Origin of the sequence: Micromonospora chalcea (genome assembly GCF_002926165.1) — a bacterium.
Classification (GTDB): Bacteria; Actinomycetota; Actinomycetes; order Mycobacteriales; family Micromonosporaceae; genus Micromonospora; species Micromonospora chalcea.
The window spans coordinates 1-15,972 of record NZ_MAGP01000128.1 but is presented as its reverse complement, the minus strand read 5'-3'; the positions used below and the strand labels follow the sequence as shown (position 1 = coordinate 15,972).

Here is a 15,972-nt window from a genome sequence, read left to right as displayed (position 1 = left end):
GCGGCGCGGTCCGCCCCCTTCGTCGTATCCGGGATCCGCGCCGGTCGATCGGGGGACCCGATCTGACCTGATCGGCCAGAGCACTTTTCCACCACTGTCGATGTCGCTTGTTGTCGGTTACGTTCAGCCGCACCGGCGGATTTCGACGAGCGTCAGTGAGACGGCCGGTTCCCCACCATTCCCTACGAACGGAGTGGCATGCTCCCCATGTCGCAGCACAGGGCACGGCGACGCTTACTCGTCGCGCTGCCCGTCATCGCGCTCGCGGCCACGTCGCTGACCGTGACGGGCAGCGCGGCGGCCCAGCCGTCCCGGTCCGCACCGGTCACGATCGGGGCGGACGAGCACTACATCAACTACGCCGAGCCCGAGGTGCAGCCGGACACCGGCGGCAAGGAGATCAAGGGCCGTGACGGCGTCTTCACCTCGCCCGCGGACGAGGCCCGCGCCTACGACCGCAAGTACGCCGGGGGCAACCCGATCGCGGCCCGTGAGCTGGCCAAGCTGGAGGCCAAGTCCATCCGGACCGGCAAGAGCCCTCGCAAGATCAAGCAGGCCAAGAGTACGCAGACCGCCAAGCTGCTGACGCTGCTCGTCGAGTTCAACGACAACGCCAACGACGACTTCACAGGCGTGATGGTCCCGAAGACGGTGTTCGAGGACCGCACCTGCGTTCCCGGCACGGTGCAGAACGGGCCGCGGCACAACACCATCCCGAACCCGGCCACGCTGCCGCACAAGGACAACAACTCGATGTGGGTGCCGGACTTCTCGCCGGCCCACTACGACAAGATGCTCTACAGCAAGAAGGGCATCACCGAGCGGGTCCGCAAGGACCTCAAGGGGCCGGACGGCAAGCCGGGCATCAGCCTCGCCGGGCGGACCATGCACAACATGTACCTGGAGATGTCCAAGGGCGCGTACACGGTGGACGGGCAGGCCACCCCGTGGATCACGGTGCCGCACTCGGAGGGCTGGTACGCCGCGTCGCGCTGTTTCCAGGACGAGAACGGCAACTGGGTCGCCGGGCGTGAGCAGTCGATGAACGGCCACCCGGACAACCCGCAGGGCGCCGGCCGCCTCGCCACCGACGCGATCGACGCGCTGGCCGCGGCCGACCCGAACTTCCCGTGGGCCGACTACGACATCGAGGACCAGAGCGACCGCGACGGCGACGGCAACTACCACGAGCCGGACGGCGTGATCGACCACCTGGTGCTGGTGCACGCCAACCAGGGCAAGTCCCGTGGCGGCGGCGACATCGGCATCTACTCGGTCTGGGCGCACTCCTCGACGGTGGCCGGCGGCTACACGATCCCCGGCACCAACCTGAAGGTGTCGAACTACATCGTGCAGCCGGAGGACGCCGGCGTCGGCGTCTTCGCCCACGAGTTCGGCCACGACCTGGGCCTGCCGGACCTCTACGACACCTCCGGCAACGCCGACTCGGACGTGGACTTCTGGGACCTGATGGCGTCCGGCTCGCACTCCGGCGAGATCTTCCAGGCGCTGCCCACCCACATGGGTCTGTGGGACAAGTGGGTGCTGGGCTGGGCCGAGCCGAAGACGTTCGGGCCGGGTGACCGGTCCAAACTGGTCAAGCTCGGGCAGACGTCGCGTACGCCGGTCGGCACCGAGGACGGCATCAAGATCGACCTGCCGGACAAGGTGATCTCACTGGCGACGCCGCACAGCGGCGGCAACATGTGGTACTCCGGCGCGGACCAGAACTGGGCCGACGTCAAGCTCAGCCGCACGGTGACCGTCCCGAACGCCGCCGACGCGAAGTTCTGGATGTGGAACAACTACGTCATCGAGGCGGACTGGGACTTCGGCTTCGTCGAGGTCTCCACCGACGGCGGCGCCACCTGGAACGAGCAGAAGGTGTACGCCGAGGGCGGCGCGCTCGTCTCCACAAACGACGGCTACGCCGACCCGAACGGCCGGATGGTCGACTTCGGCAACAAGAAGTACGGCCTGAGCGGCAGCACCGGCGGCTGGCGGCACGACTACGTCGACCTGTCGTCGTTCGCCGGGCAGACCGTGCAGGTGCGGCTGCGGTACGCCACCGACGAGGCGTTCGTCGAGCGCGGCTGGTTCGCCGACGACTTCTCGGTGACCGGCGGCGGCGCCACCACCTGGAGCGACGACGTGGAGAGCGGCGCGGCGGGCTGGACCCAGACCGGCGGCACCTTCACCGACACCAGCGGCGCGGGTTGGTACATCGACTCGGGCACCCAGGTCAAGTCGCACTACTACCTGGCCGAGTGGCGCAACTTCGACGGCTTCGACAACGGCCTGAAGTACACCTACGACACCGTCTACTCGCACGAGGCGTGGAAGGTCGACCGGATCGCGTACAACGCGCCGGGCATGCTGGTCTGGTACCGGGACACCCAGCTCGGCGACGTCAACCACGTCACCGCGCAGATGACCGCGCTGCCCAGCTACGGCGCCAAGGGCGGTCTGCTGATCGTCGACTCGCACAACGACCCGCTGCGCCGCAAGGGCACCGCGGCCGAGAAGGACCCGTCGGTGCTGAAGAACCTGCCCAGCCGGCCGCAGTCCTCCAACGCCGCGTTCGGCCTCAAGCCCACGTACCCGTTCAAGGAGTGCCTGGAGGCGGCGGACGAGCCGTACAGCGAGTACTGCACGAAGTTCGGCCCGCAGGCGCCGGTGAAGGGCTTCACCGACGCCAAGGGCTGGTACCCGGGCATCGAGATCCGTGACGGCGCCGCGTACGCGCGGGACAACGACGCCTCGGTGGTCGTCCCGTCGCGGGGCAACCAGCAGTACACGACCCGGGTGGTGAACCCGGACGGCACTCCGGCGACCGACTACTACGGTTCGACGCTGGGTGGCGGGGCGATCGTGCTCGGCACCGGCAACCCGGGTGACGCGGGCGTCCAGTACGGCGTCTCGATCATCATCAAGCGGGCCGCCAAGGACAACTCGTACGCCCAGGTGTACGTGGTCCCGCCGCGTCCCTGAAACGGGCGCGGTCAAAGCGGAACCGGAATGACCGAAAAATGATCTGATCTAGCTCGATGGGGAAGGGCCGGGAGCGTGAGCGCTCCCGGCCCTTCCGCGTAACCCATTAATCCATGCATGTCTCTGCAATCGCCGCTCCGCGCATCGTCGCTGGTCAACGGCTCGGTGACGGGCAGGTGTGTGACGGTGAAAAGCGTTCTCAACAAAAAGTTGCAACAAATCGACGCACGCGTCTTCCCACCAGTCGCAGCAGTGTCTATGTTCACCCTTGGTCCCACCAGTGGACCGTTCCACCGGCCCGTACCCCCAGTTGGGCCGGTTCCCTCACACCGGAGGTACCACGTGCGCAAAGTCGCAGTGGGTCTGCTCGGGCTTTCGCTGACCGCGACGGGGCTGGTGGCAGGCACGGCCGCCAGCGCCGCGCCGACGCCGAAGCTGCCGGCCGCCGCTCCGTCGGTGGCCGAGCCTGCGCAGGCTGAGCACGACCTGCCCAACCCGCTCGAGGAGAAGCGGCGCGCGCTGCGCCAGGAAGGCCTCAGCGAGGTCCTGTCCGGCAGGGCGAAGGCCCAGAAGATCAACGGCAGCACGGTCGTCAAGGTCGGCGAGCGGGCCGCCGCCGGTCCCGCGGCGGGCAAGGCAGCCAAGAGCACCAAGGCCGGCAAGGGTCCGACCAAGGACCAGTACGTCGAACTCTCCCGCGAGCGGACCGACAGGATCTTCGTCATCCTCGCGGAGTTCGGCGACGAGCGGCACCCGAACTACCCGGACCAGGACACCGACCCGGACACCCCGGGCCCGACCCGGTTCGACGGTCCGCTCCGCAACCAGATCCCCCAGCCCAACCGCGCGGTGGACAACTCCACGGTCTGGCAGGCGGACTACAGCGCCGACTACTACCGGCAGCTGTACTTCGGCACCAACCCGGGCGACGAGTCGCTGAAGCAGTACTACGAGGCCCAGTCCTCGGGTCGGTACAGCGTCGACGGCGAGGTCACCAACTGGGTGAAGGTGCGGTACAACGAGGCTCGCTACGGCCGCTCCGGCGGCTACCCGTGTGCCTCGAACGTCTGCACCAACACCTGGGCCCTGGTCCGCGACGCCGCCAACCAGTGGGTCGCCGACCAGAAGGCGCAGGGCCGCTCCGACGCGGAGATCGCCGCGGACGTCAAGGCGATGGACCAGTGGGACCGGTACGACTTCGACGGCGACGGCGACTTCAACGAGCCGGACGGCTACATCGACCACTTCCAGATCGTCCACGCCGGCGGCGACGAGGCCGACGGTGACCCGTACCAGGGTGAGGACGCCATCTGGAGCCACCGGTGGTACGCCTTCGCCAGCGACCAGGGCAACACCGGCCCGGAGAACTTCCCGGCCGGCGGCACCCAGATCGGCAACACCGGCGTCTGGATCGGTGACTACACGATCCAGCCGGAGAACGGTGGCCGGAGCGTCTTCTACCACGAGTACGGCCACGACCTCGGTCTGCCGGACGACTACAACGTGGTCAGCGGTGGGGACAACAACAACGAGCACTGGACCCTGATGGCCCAGAGCCGGCTCGGCGCCAAGAACGACGGCGGCATCGGCGAGCGCGGTGGCGACCTCGGCGCCTGGAACAAGCTCCAGCTCGGCTGGCTCGACTACGAGGTGATCGTGGCCGGCCAGAAGCGCACCCTGGAACTCGGGCCGCAGGAGTACAACTCCAACAAGGCCCAGGGCGCCGTGGTGGTGCTGCCGCAGCGGGAGTACACGTTCCAGAACGGCAAGCCGTTCGAGGGTACGAAGCAGTTCTTCTCGGGCAACGACGACGACCTGAACAACACGATGACGCGCACTGTCGACCTCACCGGGAAGACCAGCGCCGCGCTGTCGATGAAGGGTCGCTACAGCATCGAGGCGGACTACGACTACCTGTTCTTCGAGGCGTCCACCGACGGTGGCCAGACCTGGACCTCGCTGCCCGGTACGGCCAACGGCACCCCGCTGAAGGAGATCTCCCCCGGGCGCTACGCCCTGGACGGCTCCAGCAACGACCAGTGGGTCGACGTCAACATCCCGATGGACGCGGTCGCCGGCAAGGTCGTGCAGTTCCGGCTCCGCTACCAGACGGACGGCGGCGTGTCCGAGGGCGGCTTCTACGGTGACGCGATCACCGTGACCGCCGACGGTCAGACCCTCCTCACCGACGGCGCCGAGGCCGGTGCCAACGGCTGGACCCTCAGCGGCTTCAGCATCGTCGAGGAGACCTACACCCGTAAGTTCGACAACTACTACATCGCCGGTCACCGGTCGTACGTCTCGTACGACAAGTACCTCAAGACCGGCCCGTACTTCTTCGGCTACGCGAACACCCGCCCGGACTACGTGGACCACTACGCGTACCAGGAGGGTCTGCTGATCTCCTACTGGAACCTGCGGTTCGCGGACAACGACACGTTCGCGCACCCGGGTGAGGGTCGGAACATGATCATCGACGCGCACCCGCGGCCGATCTACAACCTGACCGGCCAGCCCTGGCGGGCCCGTGTCCAGGTCTACGACGCGCCGTTCAGCCTGAAGAAGGCCGACTCGTTCACGCTGCACATCAACAGCCAGCCGCAGTACATCCGCGGTCAGGACGCGCAGCCGCTGTTCGACGACACCAAGCAGTACTGGTACCCGGAGCTGCCGAACCACGGCGTCAAGCTCCCGGCCACCGGCACCAAGATCAAGGTCCTGGAGCAGAACGGCACCTCGCTGAAGGTCCGCTTCTCCTGATCCACTGATCGACGCGCCACGCGATGCCCGGGCGGGCTCACCGCCCGGGCATCGCCCTTTCCGGGAACCCGGCGTACCCCGCCCGCGTCCCATCCGTTCGACACCCGCCCCACGCTGCCGGCCGCCCCACGACGGCGCTGATCGACGGCGCGGCCGAGACGGAGGATCCGTGTCCGACGACCACCAGCCGGCCGCGAGCGGCGCCGGCACGCCCGCCGACCGGCCCACGCCACTGTCCGCCACCGAACTGCCGACGCTGCGGCGTCCCGCCGGCCCGCCGAGGAAGCCGACCGACAACCGCCCGGCCGGCGTCGTCGCCGGATGGATCACCCGGGGCGGCGCCGGACCCTGCTACGGCCTGATGGACGAGAACGGCACGGAGTACGCCGTGTACGGCCCGAACGCCGGGGAGTTGCGCAAGGGCGACTTCGTCTCACTGCGGCTCACCGCGCGGGACCGCTCGGTGGACTGCGGGCCCGGCATCCCCATGCGCGTCGCCGAATCCTGACCCCGCAAGCGGTCGCCGGGCCACATGGGTCACCTCCCGGAGAAATCCCTGATCCTGGTCACCTGCGAGCCCGATGCGCGCTCGGCGGCCCTAGGCTGTGCCCCATGACCGACCAGCGCGGCGGACCCGTCGACGAGTCCTGCGTCCTGCCCGAGGGGCCGTGGACGCACCGGTTCGTCGGCGCCAACGGCAGCCGGTTCCACGTCGTCGAGGCGGGCGCCGGTCCGATGGTGCTCTTCCTCCACGGCTTCCCCGAGTACTGGTACGCCTGGCACGAGATGCTGCCGGCGGTCGCGGACGCGGGCTTCCGGGCGGTCGCCGTCGACCTGCGCGGCTACGGCGCGAGCGACAAACCACCCCGGGGGTACGACGGCTACACGCTCGCCGCCGACGTCGCCGGCCTGATCCGCGCACTCGGCGAGCGATCGGCCACGGTGGTCGGCACCGGCGCGGGCGGGCTCATCGGCTGGACCGCCGCCTCCTTCCACCCGACCCTGGTCCGGCGGCTCGTGGTGCTCGGCGCGCCGCACCCGCTGCGGCTGCGGGCCGCCATCTTCGCCGACCCGCGCGGCCAGTTCGCCTCGGCCACCGCGACGCTCAAGTTCCAGCTCCCCCGCTACGAGCACGTCCTGACCCGGGACGACGCCGCCGAGGTGGAGGAGATCCTGCGCCGGTGGGGCGGCCCACGTTGGGCGGACAGCCCCGACTTCGCCGCCTACGCCCACTGCTGCCGGGTCGCGATGCAGATCCCGCAGGCCGCGTTCTGCGCGATGGAGGGCTACCGCTGGGCGTTCCGCTCGGTGCTGCGGCTGCACGGCTACCGCTTCGTGAAGCTGATGCAGAAGCCGCTCGTCACGCCGACCCTGCAACTGCACGGCGCGCTGGACCGCGCGTCGCTTCCCCGTACCGCCCAGGGCTCCGGCCGCTACGTCAGCGCGCCGTACGAGTGGCGGCTGCTCGACGACGTGGGGCACTTCCCCCACGTGGAGGCCCGCGACCTGGTGCTCGGCGAGGTCCTGCGCTGGGCGAAGTCCTGACTCAGACCCGCTGCTCGCCCAGGTCGGCCACCTCGGTCGCGGGCGCCCAGCCCTGGTAGACACCGAAGTCGAACGCCTCCAGCCCCATCGCCTCGGCCACCGGCCAGCGCCCACCCGTGTACTCCAGCCGCAGCCAGCCCTCGTGCTCGGCCAGCACGATGAACGGCTGTCCCTGCCAGGTGCAGGTGGTCCGCACGTACGCGAGATCGTCGACCTCGGCCGCCGGCACCACCCGGACGTACCGGCCGGGGCGTACCTCGGTGAACCCCTCCTCCGGGCCGGGCTGGTAGAGGCGGACCTCGTCCCCGGCGGGGCTGGCCTGGTACTCCCGCCCCCGCCAGCGGGCCACGTAGCCGTCGCGGGTCACGCCTCGTCCGCCTTCCGCCAGACCAGCGCATCGGTGTCCAGGACCGCGACCAGCCGCGTGGCGCCGTCCGCGCCGAGCCGCCACAGCTCGGCGCCGTGCGGCAGGCGGGCGCTGTCCACCTTGAACTCGGCGATCACGTCGCTGCTCTCCCCGGGGGCGAAGCCGTTGCCGCGGAACGGCGGTCGCTCGATCACCCAGCCCTCCATCGCCCGCATCGCGGCCTCGTTCGGCCCGCCGTAGGGGATCCGGTAGAGGCTCGGCCGGTAGGCCGGCCAGCGCAGCAGGTAGATCTCCTCGTCGTCCGGGGAGAACGGCGAACCCGGGTGGCCGAGCCCGAGCGCCCGGTACAGCTCCGCCGGGCTGTTCAGGTGCGCCAGTTCCCCGGCCCGGTGCACGAAGCCGGAGACCCGGTCGTAGCCACGCTCCAGGTAGTACGCGAGCTGGCTCGCCGCGATCGCCTTCTGCATGGTCACCGGCTGGTTCGCGGCGATCGTCGGCGCCTCCGGGCGCTGTCGTTCCGCCGGCTGCGGCGCCGCGGCCGGCTCCGGGTCGTCGCCGAGGCCCACCTCGGCCGCCCAGTTGGCGAGCGCGAGAACCTGCTCCCCCGGGTACGTCGCGCCGACCGGGCTGCCCGGGTTCACCCGGAACGACCAGGACACGTCCGGCCACTTGCGAATGAGCTGGACGAACTTGACCCGTACCGTCTCGACCGCGTCTCCGGCGTGCTCGGCGAGGCGTTCCGGGGAGGTGTAGACCGAGACGGACGTCTCGCCGTCCACCGGCTCGGTGTGCCAGACGAACCCCGGCTCACCCGGCCGGCTGCCCGCGGCCGAGTCGGGCGCGGCCGGCAGCAGCACCCGGGCCAGCAGCAGGGTGGTGAGGAAGCCGTCGGTGCTCCCGCTGCCCGCGGCGGCCAGCAACTCCTCCTCCACGTTGTTCGCCGGCACGAAGTCGGCCGGAGCGGCGGCGCTCACCGGGTCGCCGTCGGTCGGCGCCGGCTCCGCCAGGGGCGCGGGCGGCGCCGAGGTGTCCGGCGTCTCGTGCGGGGTGGACAGCGCGACGGTCGGCTCACCCGGCGCGAACAGCGACGTGGTGACGGAGTCGTCGAAGGCCGCCGGTTCGGCCTCGGTGGCCGGCTGCGTGGCCGGCTCGGCGTCGGCGGCCGGCTCGAAGAGCGACACGGTGGCCTGTTCCCCGGCGGTGGCCGGCGCGAACAGGGCCGCCGTCTGCTCGGGCGGCGTCGGCGCGAACAGCGAGGTGGTCGGCTCGGCAGCCGGCGTGTGCGCCTCGAACAGGGAAACCGTGGGTTCGGCCGTCGAGGTGAACGACACCGTCGGATCGTCGAGCCTCCCGGCCCGGTCGAACGGCGCCGTCTCGGCCGGCGCAACGGTGTGGGCGGCCTCGGTGAGGTTCATCGTCTCGTCGCCGGTCGTCAGCAGCGGGTCGGCCGGGAGCGGCGCGGTCGGGTCACCGGCCCAGGGTGCCGCCGCGTGATCGGCCGGCGCGGCACGCACCGGGTCGGCGTACTGCGCGGACCAGGGCTGATCGGGCTCGGTCAGGTCGCGGGCCTCGATGACCGTGCCTTCGATGACGACGGGGGTGAAGTCCCGGCGCGGCGCGGGCGGGCTCGACACCGGCTCGGCGATCGAGGGCGACAGCGCCTCCGTCGGGTCCTCGGCAGCGTTCCAGGGCGGGGCCTCCCGGTCGGGGCCGACCGGGTCGGCCCACGTGTCCGTCGCGGGGGTGGCAGGGCCGGAGTGACGCCGGGGCAGCGTCCCGATGGCGTCCTCGGGTGGGCGGCTCGGCCGGAACGCCTGGGTCGCCTCGTCGGTCCGGAGCGCCGGAGGCGGCTCGTCCGCCTGCGCCGCGAACGCCTGGGTGGGGTCCTCCCGTACCGGCTCGTTCAGCGGACGGCGACGCGGAAACGGCTGGCCACCGGCGAACCGGGTCGGCGGGGTGGCCCGGTCGGCGGCCCGCCGTGGCGCGTCCAGCGGTGACGGGCGCCGGGCCGAGCGACCGGAGGCGGGCTCGAAGAAGGACCGCGACGGTGGCGGTGGCGTGGGGGTCGGCGGCGGCTCGTCGGTCGACGCGGGCTCGGCGGCGAAGGGGTCCGGCTCGTCGGGGCGGCGGCGCAGGTCGGTGAGCCAGCCGTCCAGGGCGTCCGTACCCGGTTCGTCGCCCGGGTCGGCGCGGCCCGGGCTGTCCCGCTCCGGCTCCCGGCGGCGGGGCGGCACGGTCGGCAGCCGCCGCCCCAGCACCGAACCGCCGCGTACCGGCACCGTCGGCGGCTCGTCGTCCGCAGTCCGCCGTCCGCCCCGGTCGCCCGGCACCGCCGGAGGCGGCACCGCGGGAGGCGGCACCGCCGGAGGCGGCACCACGGGAGGCGGAACGGCTGCGGGCGGAACCGCGGGAGCCGGAACGACAGGGGGCGGGACGGCGGCCGGCGGGACGGGTACGGCGGACGGGCGGGGCGCGGAATCGGGTACGCCGTTGCGCGCGCTCCGGGCCGCGCCCTCCACCCGCTCCAGCCGGGCCCGAGCGCCCATGGTCCGCCCCGGCAGCCGGACGTCGCCCCGGGAGAGCTGGGCGACGTACCAGGCGGGCAGGTAGCCCTCGATCGGCAGCCCGGGGTTGACCGCCAGCCACCACTCCGGGTTGGGCCAGCCGTCCGCCAGTTCCGGGTAGGGCACACGGCGGGCCGTGCCGGCGTTCTCCCCCAGGCTGGCCCGCAACGCGGCGGCGGAGGTGAAGGCGAGCACGTGCGTGCGGCCGCCGGAGGTCCAGGTGCCCCATCCGCCGGCCGGGCCGCCCGTGACCGGCAGGAACAGATCGACGCGCGTCAGCACCCGAAAGTACTGCTGCTGGTCCTGGGCGCGCAGCGCGTCCCGCATCGCCACCTCGGCCTCGGTGGCCGGCTCCCATCCGGTCACGGCCACCTCTCCTTCCGCGAACAGGCCACAGGCATCGCCTACAACCTACAAGGTGGCAGCAAGATCAGGACTTCTGGCCATCGACGGTCCGCCCCGATGTCCACGAGGCGATAACATCCCGTCCCGGAGCCGACACGTTACGGAGGTCGTCGATGTATCGGCCTGTCGCGCACCCGGCCGTGGCCGCCCTGGCGACGCTCCTCGCCGTCGGGTCTCCGGTCGCCCCCGCGGCGGCTCGCGCGCCGGCCGGCTGCGCCTCGCCACCCGCCCCGGCGCGGCCGGTCGCGCAACAGCCGTGGCCGCAGCAACGGTACGCCCCGGACCGGCTCGCCCCGCTCGCCACCGGCGCCGGAGTCGTGGTCGCGGTGATCGACTCGGGCGTGGACCGGTCCCATCCGCAGCTCGCCGGGCGCGTCCTGTCCGGCGCCGACTTCCTCGACCCGGGCGGGGACGGCACCCGGGACTGCGCCGGGCACGGCACCGGTGTCGCGAGCATCGTCGCCGCCGCCCCGCAGCCCGGCGTCGCGTTCCGCGGCCTCGCGCCGGACGCGCGCATCCTCCCGGTACGGGTGAGCGAGCAGCAGGTGGTCGAGGGGCGGGAGTCGGGGCGTACCGTCGACGCGGCCGGGTTCGCCCGGGCGATCCGGTGGGCGGTGGACCACGACGCCGACGTGCTCAACCTGTCGGTCGTGCTGTACGCGGACGACCCCGACGTGCGCGCCGCCGTCGCGTACGCGCTGCGACAGGACGTGGTGGTGGTGGCCGCCGCCGGGAACCTGCACGACAACGGCGATCCCCGGCCCTACCCGGCCGCGTACGACGGCGTGCTGGGGGTGGGCGCGATCGGCCCGGACGGCACCCGCTCGGCGTTCTCCCAGACCGGCCCGTACGTCGACGTGGTCGCCCCGGGCAGCGAGGTGCTGATGGCGGCGCCCCGCCAGGGACACCACCGGGCGGAGGGCACCAGCTACGCCACTCCGTTCGTGGCCGGCACCGCGGCGCTGCTGCGTCAGTACCGGCCCCGGCTGAGCGCGGACGAGGTGGCCGCCCGGATCGTGGCCGCCGCCGACCCGGCCCCGGGACGGGAGACCGGCTACGGAGCGGGGGTGCTCAACCCGTACCGGGCGGTGACCGAGTCGGCGGGCGTGGTGGACTCCCGGCCCCGGCCGGGCGCCGCGCTGCCCGCCGACCGGCCGGATCCGGCCGCGCTGGCCCGCGAGGCTCGCCGCGGGACGGCCCGGGACCGGGCGCTGCTGACCGCCGCCGTCGTGGGCGGGACCGTGGCACTCGTGGCGGCGCTCGCCCTGGTGCTGCCGCGCGGAGCACGGCGCCGCTGGCGGGCGGCCGACCCGGCCTGAACCGCCGTGCGGCCCGGATCGGCAGACCCGGGCCGCACGGGACGCTTCACTGGAACAGGTTGGTGTTGCGCTTCTCGGTGTCGAGGTAGTCGGCCGCGGAATCCTCCACCGCGAGCTTGATGTCGCGCAGCATCGCCTGCAGGTCCTGCGAGGCGGCCCGCCACCGGGACTGCCGCACCTCGTACGCCTCGCGGGCGGCGCCGTTCCAGCTCGCCACCAGCGGGGCGGCGTCGCGTTCCAACTGGCCGAGCTGGCTCTCCAGGGTGGACAGCGCCCGTTGGATGTCGGCGCCGGCCTGTTGCAGGGCGGCGAAGTTGACGACCAGCACACCGTGCTCCATGAGTTCGATCCTTCCGGTTGTCAGAGCGGCAGCTGGATGCCGCGGTTGGTGCCCGCCACCCGGCCGGCGGCCTCGGTGTCGGACAGGTCGTACTGCCGGCCGGCGGTGCGGATCGCGGTGGCGGTCTCCCGCAGCGCCCGCTGCAGGGCCGCCTGGTCCTGCGCCCACTGCTGCTTGACCTGCGCGAACGAGCGCCCTCCGGCGCCCCGCCAGGCCTGCTGCAGCACCTCCAGCTCGGCCATCAGGCCGCTGAGCATCGTCTGCAGCGACTGGTCGACCTGCTCGAACTTCGCGGCGGTCTGCTGCATCACCGCGGCTTCTGCCTGGGTCTGGGACATCCCGGACGTCACCTCGTCTCCTCGGTCGTGGCTGGTCACCCCGGTGACCACCGTGGACTCGCCGGGGGCGCCCGGGGCCGGTGGAGGGGAAGACCAGGCGGCGGCGGACACGCGACTCGACGATTTCGTCGCTGACGGTAGCCGCCCCACTCCGGTTCTGCTACCCCCTCGGGCTCCCCTGTGGACAACTCGGCCATTACGATGTGCCACGGTGACGTCACAGCGGGGCCCGGGCGAGGAGGTGCGGTGGCCGCGACGACAACGACCCGGCCGGCCGCGTCCGCCCCACTGTGGACACGGCGGCCGGGCGCGCGGCAGCGGGCCGGTCAGGTCGTGGCGACACAGGTCGCGGCGGCCGTGCTGGTGGCCGCCGCCGGGCGGGGCTTCGTGGCGACCGCCGCCGCGCTGCTCACCGCCGCGCTGATGCTGCCGGCCGCGTGGATCCGGGTACGCGGCCGCTGGCTGCACGAATGGCTCGTCACCGCCGTCGCGTACCTGACCCGGCGCCGCGCCCTGCCGTCGGCCGCCGATCCGGCGGCGCTGCTGGAACTGGTCCGGCCGGGGGCGGTGGCCGGCTCCACCGAGCTGGCCGGCGGTCCGGCCGCGGTGCTGCACGACGCCGCCGGCCTGACCGCGCTGCTGGAACTCGGCGACCCGGACGACCTGCTCGGTGACCACGCGCGCCGGCTGCCCGTACCGTCCGACCTGCTCCCGCCGAGCGGCCCGGACGCCCCAGCGGTCCGGTTGCAGCTCGTCTTCTCGTCCTCCCCCGCGCCCGTGCCGGCCGTCGCGGGCGGTCCCGCCGGGACGTCCTACCGGCAGCTCACCGACGGCCGGGTGCCGGGGCGGACGCGCGCGGTCCTGGCCGTCCAGGTGTTGCGGGCGGACGGCTGGCCGGACGAGGAGTTGCTGCGGGCGCTCTCCGGCACGCTGCGGCGGATCGTCCGCCGGCTCGGGCCGCTCACCGCCCGGCCGCTCGGCGGCGACGCGGCGCTGCGGGTGATCGCCGAGCTGGCCCATCACGAGCCCGGCGCCCCGGTCCGGGAGACGTGGCCGCTGCTCACCGTGGGCGGGCTGGCGCAGGCCACCTGGCGACTGCGCCGGTGGCCCGATCCGCGGGGCGAGGCCTCCCCGGGGCTGGTCACCCGGCTGCTCGCGGTGCCCGCCACCGCCACCACCGTCGCGCTGACGGTCGGACCCCGCACCGGGACGAATCCGGCCCCGGCCGAGCTGGCGGTGCGGGTCGCCGCCGGCAGCGCGGACGAGTTGTCGGCGGTGGATCGGACGCTTCGGCGCGTCGCCGGTGACGTCGGCGGGGAGCTGCGCCGGCTCGACGGGGAGCACCTGGCCGGGCTCGCCGCCACGCTGCCGCTCGGGGTGACCGGTGGGTCCGGGTCGCCGCCGCCCGCGCTGGAACTGCCCCCGGCCACCGCCGGCCTGATGGTGGGCGCCAACCGCCACGGCGCCGCGCTCACCGTGCGCCTGTTCCGGCCCGCCCCGACACGGGTGCTGCTGATCGGCGGTGTGCCGGCCGCTCAACTGCTCGTGCTGCGGGCGCTGGCGCTGGGCGCCCGGGTGGCGGTGCAGACCGGCCGTCCCCGGGCCTGGGAGCCGTTCGTCCGCGGCGTCGGGACGCTCGGTGGCGGCGTACCGCTGCTTCCGCCGGGGCGTCCGCCCGGCGGCGCGCCCGCCTCACCGCTGTGCCCGCTGCTGGTGGTGGTCGACGTCGGCCCGGTGCCGCCGGAGGCCGGGCCGGACGCGGCCTGGCAGTCCGTGCTCGTGGTCCGCGACGAGCTGACCGCGGCCGACACGGCGACGCTGGCCCGCACCGACCTGGCGATCCTTCAGCCACTCGACCCGGACGAGGCGGCGCTGGCCGGGGCGGCGCTCGGGCTCGGCGGATCCGCCGACTGGTTGACCCGCATCCGCGACGACATGGTGGCGGTGGTCAACCGGCGGGCCCTGCGGTGGGCGCTGCTCTCACCGACGCCTGTGGAGTCGCAACTGGTCGGTCGCCCGGCGCGACGCTGAGGCGCGCGGGGGGCGTCACGCTGCTTTCCCTGGTGGTACGTCCGTGGCACGATCCCGGCCATGGATTTCCTGAAGGGTCTTCTGATTCGTGTGGGCTCGACGGCAGTGGCGTTCTGGCTCGCCACGCTGCTCATCCCCGGCATCTCGCTGGACTCCGGGTCGGCCACCGAGACGGTGATCACGCTGGTTCTCGTCGCGGTGATCTTCGGAGTGGTCAACGCGGTGCTCCAGCCGATCATCAAGACCGTGGGTTGCGGCTTCTACCTGCTCACCCTCGGTTTGATCGCGCTCGTGGTGAACGGCCTGCTCTTCCTGCTCACCAGTTGGATCGCCGGTGAGGCCGGGTTGCCCTTCCACGTGGACGGGTTCTGGCCGGAGGCGGTGCTGGGCGCGCTGTTCGTCGGCATCGTCACCTGGATCCTGGGCGCCGTCCTCGACCGCGACTGACACCCCCGGCCCCGGCCGGGCGCGACGGCGACCGGCCGGGGCCACCAGGAGGGAATTGGCTGGCGAGCGGCCCGGGTGTCGGCGCTAGCGTCGGCGGGTGTTCACTGTGACCCGCGCGGACGGCTACCAGATCAGCACCGACCCGGACCGGATCGACCTGGACCGGGTGCACGCCTGGCTCGCCGGCGACGCCTACTGGGCGCGGGGGCGGGAGCGGGAGACGGTCGCGCGCTCGTTCGCCGGCTCGATCGGCTTCGGCGTCTACCGGGCCGGTGACGGCCGGCAGGTCGCTGTCGCCCGGGTGGTCACCGACCGGGCCACGTTCGCCTGGCTCTGCGACGTCTACGTCGACCCGGCCGAGCGCGGTCGCGGGCTGGGCACCTGGCTGGCCGGCGCGGTCCGCGACCACCTGGCCGAGCTGGGCGTACGCCGGATCCTGCTGGCGACGCTCGACGCGCACGGGGTCTACGCGAAGCTCGGCTTCCGCCCGGTCGCGCCGGATCGGTGGATGGAGCTGGATCAGCGGGTGACGCCGGTCACCGATAAGGATCAGCAGACAGATCCACCACTTACGGTGGAGCGGTGAACCAGCTCCGGCTCGGCTACCTGTACGGCGTCGGCGCGTACCTGATCTGGGGTTTCTTCCCGATCTACCTGAAGCTGCTGCGCCCGGCCGGGCCGATGGAGATCCTCGCGCACCGGATCCTCTGGTCGGTGGCGTTCGTGGCGTTGCTGCTGGCCGCCACGCGGCACGCCGGTTTTCTGCGCAGGCTGGCCGGGCGGCCGCGGGCGCTCGCCGGCATCGGGCTCGCCGCCGCGCTGATCGCCGTCAACTGGGGCACGTACATCTACGGCGTGAACTCCG

Annotated in this window: 12 protein-coding genes and 1 pseudogene; 9 read left to right on the top strand and 4 right to left on the bottom strand. The window is 72.8% G+C overall.

What is annotated here, in order from left to right:
- Positions 1 to 207: 207 nt before the first annotated feature.
- The 4 genes from BAW75_RS20665 to BAW75_RS20650 all read left to right on the top strand — a co-directional run bounded on the left by BAW75_RS20665 (position 208) and on the right by BAW75_RS20650 (position 7,296).
- On the top strand, positions 208 to 2,991 hold the full coding sequence (locus BAW75_RS20665; RefSeq protein WP_231915639.1) for an immune inhibitor A domain-containing protein: 2,784 nt from the start codon (positions 208 to 210) through the stop codon (positions 2,989 to 2,991).
- A gap of 357 nt (positions 2,992 to 3,348) precedes the next feature.
- A complete protein-coding gene (locus BAW75_RS20660) occupies positions 3,349 to 5,751 on the top strand; it encodes an immune inhibitor A domain-containing protein (protein WP_043327268.1) in 2,403 nt (800 codons plus the stop codon).
- 169 nt (positions 5,752 to 5,920) lie between these two features.
- On the top strand, positions 5,921 to 6,259 hold the full coding sequence (locus BAW75_RS20655) for a hypothetical protein (RefSeq protein WP_104114588.1): 339 nt from the start codon (positions 5,921 to 5,923) through the stop codon (positions 6,257 to 6,259).
- 104 nt (positions 6,260 to 6,363) lie between these two features.
- Positions 6,364 to 7,296 carry an alpha/beta fold hydrolase gene (locus BAW75_RS20650; RefSeq protein ID WP_104114587.1) on the top strand — a complete coding sequence of 311 codons (933 nt, stop codon included), beginning with the start codon at positions 6,364 to 6,366 and terminating at the stop codon, positions 7,294 to 7,296.
- A gap of 1 nt (position 7,297) precedes the next feature.
- Here BAW75_RS20650 and BAW75_RS20645 read toward each other — a convergent pair whose 3' ends face one another.
- The gene (locus tag BAW75_RS20645; protein ID WP_043327276.1) at positions 7,298 to 7,663 is read right to left on the bottom strand and encodes a hypothetical protein; all 366 of its coding nucleotides are present in this window, start codon (positions 7,661 to 7,663) and stop codon (positions 7,298 to 7,300) included.
- The gene (locus tag BAW75_RS20640; protein ID WP_104114602.1) at positions 7,660 to 10,593 is read right to left on the bottom strand and encodes an SseB family protein; all 2,934 of its coding nucleotides are present in this window, start codon (positions 10,591 to 10,593) and stop codon (positions 7,660 to 7,662) included. The genes BAW75_RS20645 and BAW75_RS20640 overlap by 4 nt, the downstream gene beginning before the upstream one ends.
- Before the next feature lie 152 nt (positions 10,594 to 10,745).
- On the opposite strand from BAW75_RS20640, the gene mycP reads away from it, so the two are divergent.
- Entirely contained in the window at positions 10,746 to 11,951 is a 1,206-nt protein-coding gene (mycP, locus tag BAW75_RS20635; RefSeq protein WP_043327278.1) for a type VII secretion-associated serine protease mycosin, read from the top strand.
- A gap of 46 nt (positions 11,952 to 11,997) precedes the next feature.
- Here the strand turns inward: mycP and BAW75_RS20630 are convergent, their stop codons facing one another.
- Together BAW75_RS20630 and BAW75_RS20625 are read right to left on the bottom strand one after the other, a co-directional pair.
- Positions 11,998 to 12,291, bottom strand: coding sequence for a WXG100 family type VII secretion target (locus BAW75_RS20630; protein ID WP_043327280.1), 294 nt, complete (start codon positions 12,289 to 12,291; stop codon positions 11,998 to 12,000).
- A 20-nt stretch (positions 12,292 to 12,311) separates the two neighbouring features.
- Complete coding sequence (locus BAW75_RS20625; protein WP_030503719.1) at positions 12,312 to 12,629, bottom strand: WXG100 family type VII secretion target; 318 nt, start codon at positions 12,627 to 12,629, stop codon at positions 12,312 to 12,314.
- A 246-nt stretch (positions 12,630 to 12,875) separates the two neighbouring features.
- Between BAW75_RS20625 and eccE the strand changes: the two genes are divergently transcribed.
- The 4 genes and pseudogenes from eccE to BAW75_RS20605 form a co-directional block, all read left to right on the top strand.
- Positions 12,876 to 14,660 (top strand): type VII secretion protein EccE, encoded by a 1,785-nt coding sequence (gene eccE / locus BAW75_RS20620; protein WP_104114586.1) that lies wholly within the window; start codon positions 12,876 to 12,878, stop codon positions 14,658 to 14,660.
- 60 nt (positions 14,661 to 14,720) lie between these two features.
- Complete coding sequence (locus tag BAW75_RS20615) at positions 14,721 to 15,107, top strand: phage holin family protein (protein ID WP_030503717.1); 387 nt, start codon at positions 14,721 to 14,723, stop codon at positions 15,105 to 15,107.
- A 97-nt stretch (positions 15,108 to 15,204) separates the two neighbouring features.
- Entirely contained in the window at positions 15,205 to 15,693 is a 489-nt protein-coding gene (locus BAW75_RS20610) for a GNAT family N-acetyltransferase (RefSeq protein WP_043327286.1), read from the top strand.
- Positions 15,690 to 15,972 (top strand): annotated as a pseudogene (locus BAW75_RS20605) (EamA family transporter RarD); the annotation flags it as partial. The gene BAW75_RS20610 and the pseudogene BAW75_RS20605, both read left to right, overlap by 4 nt.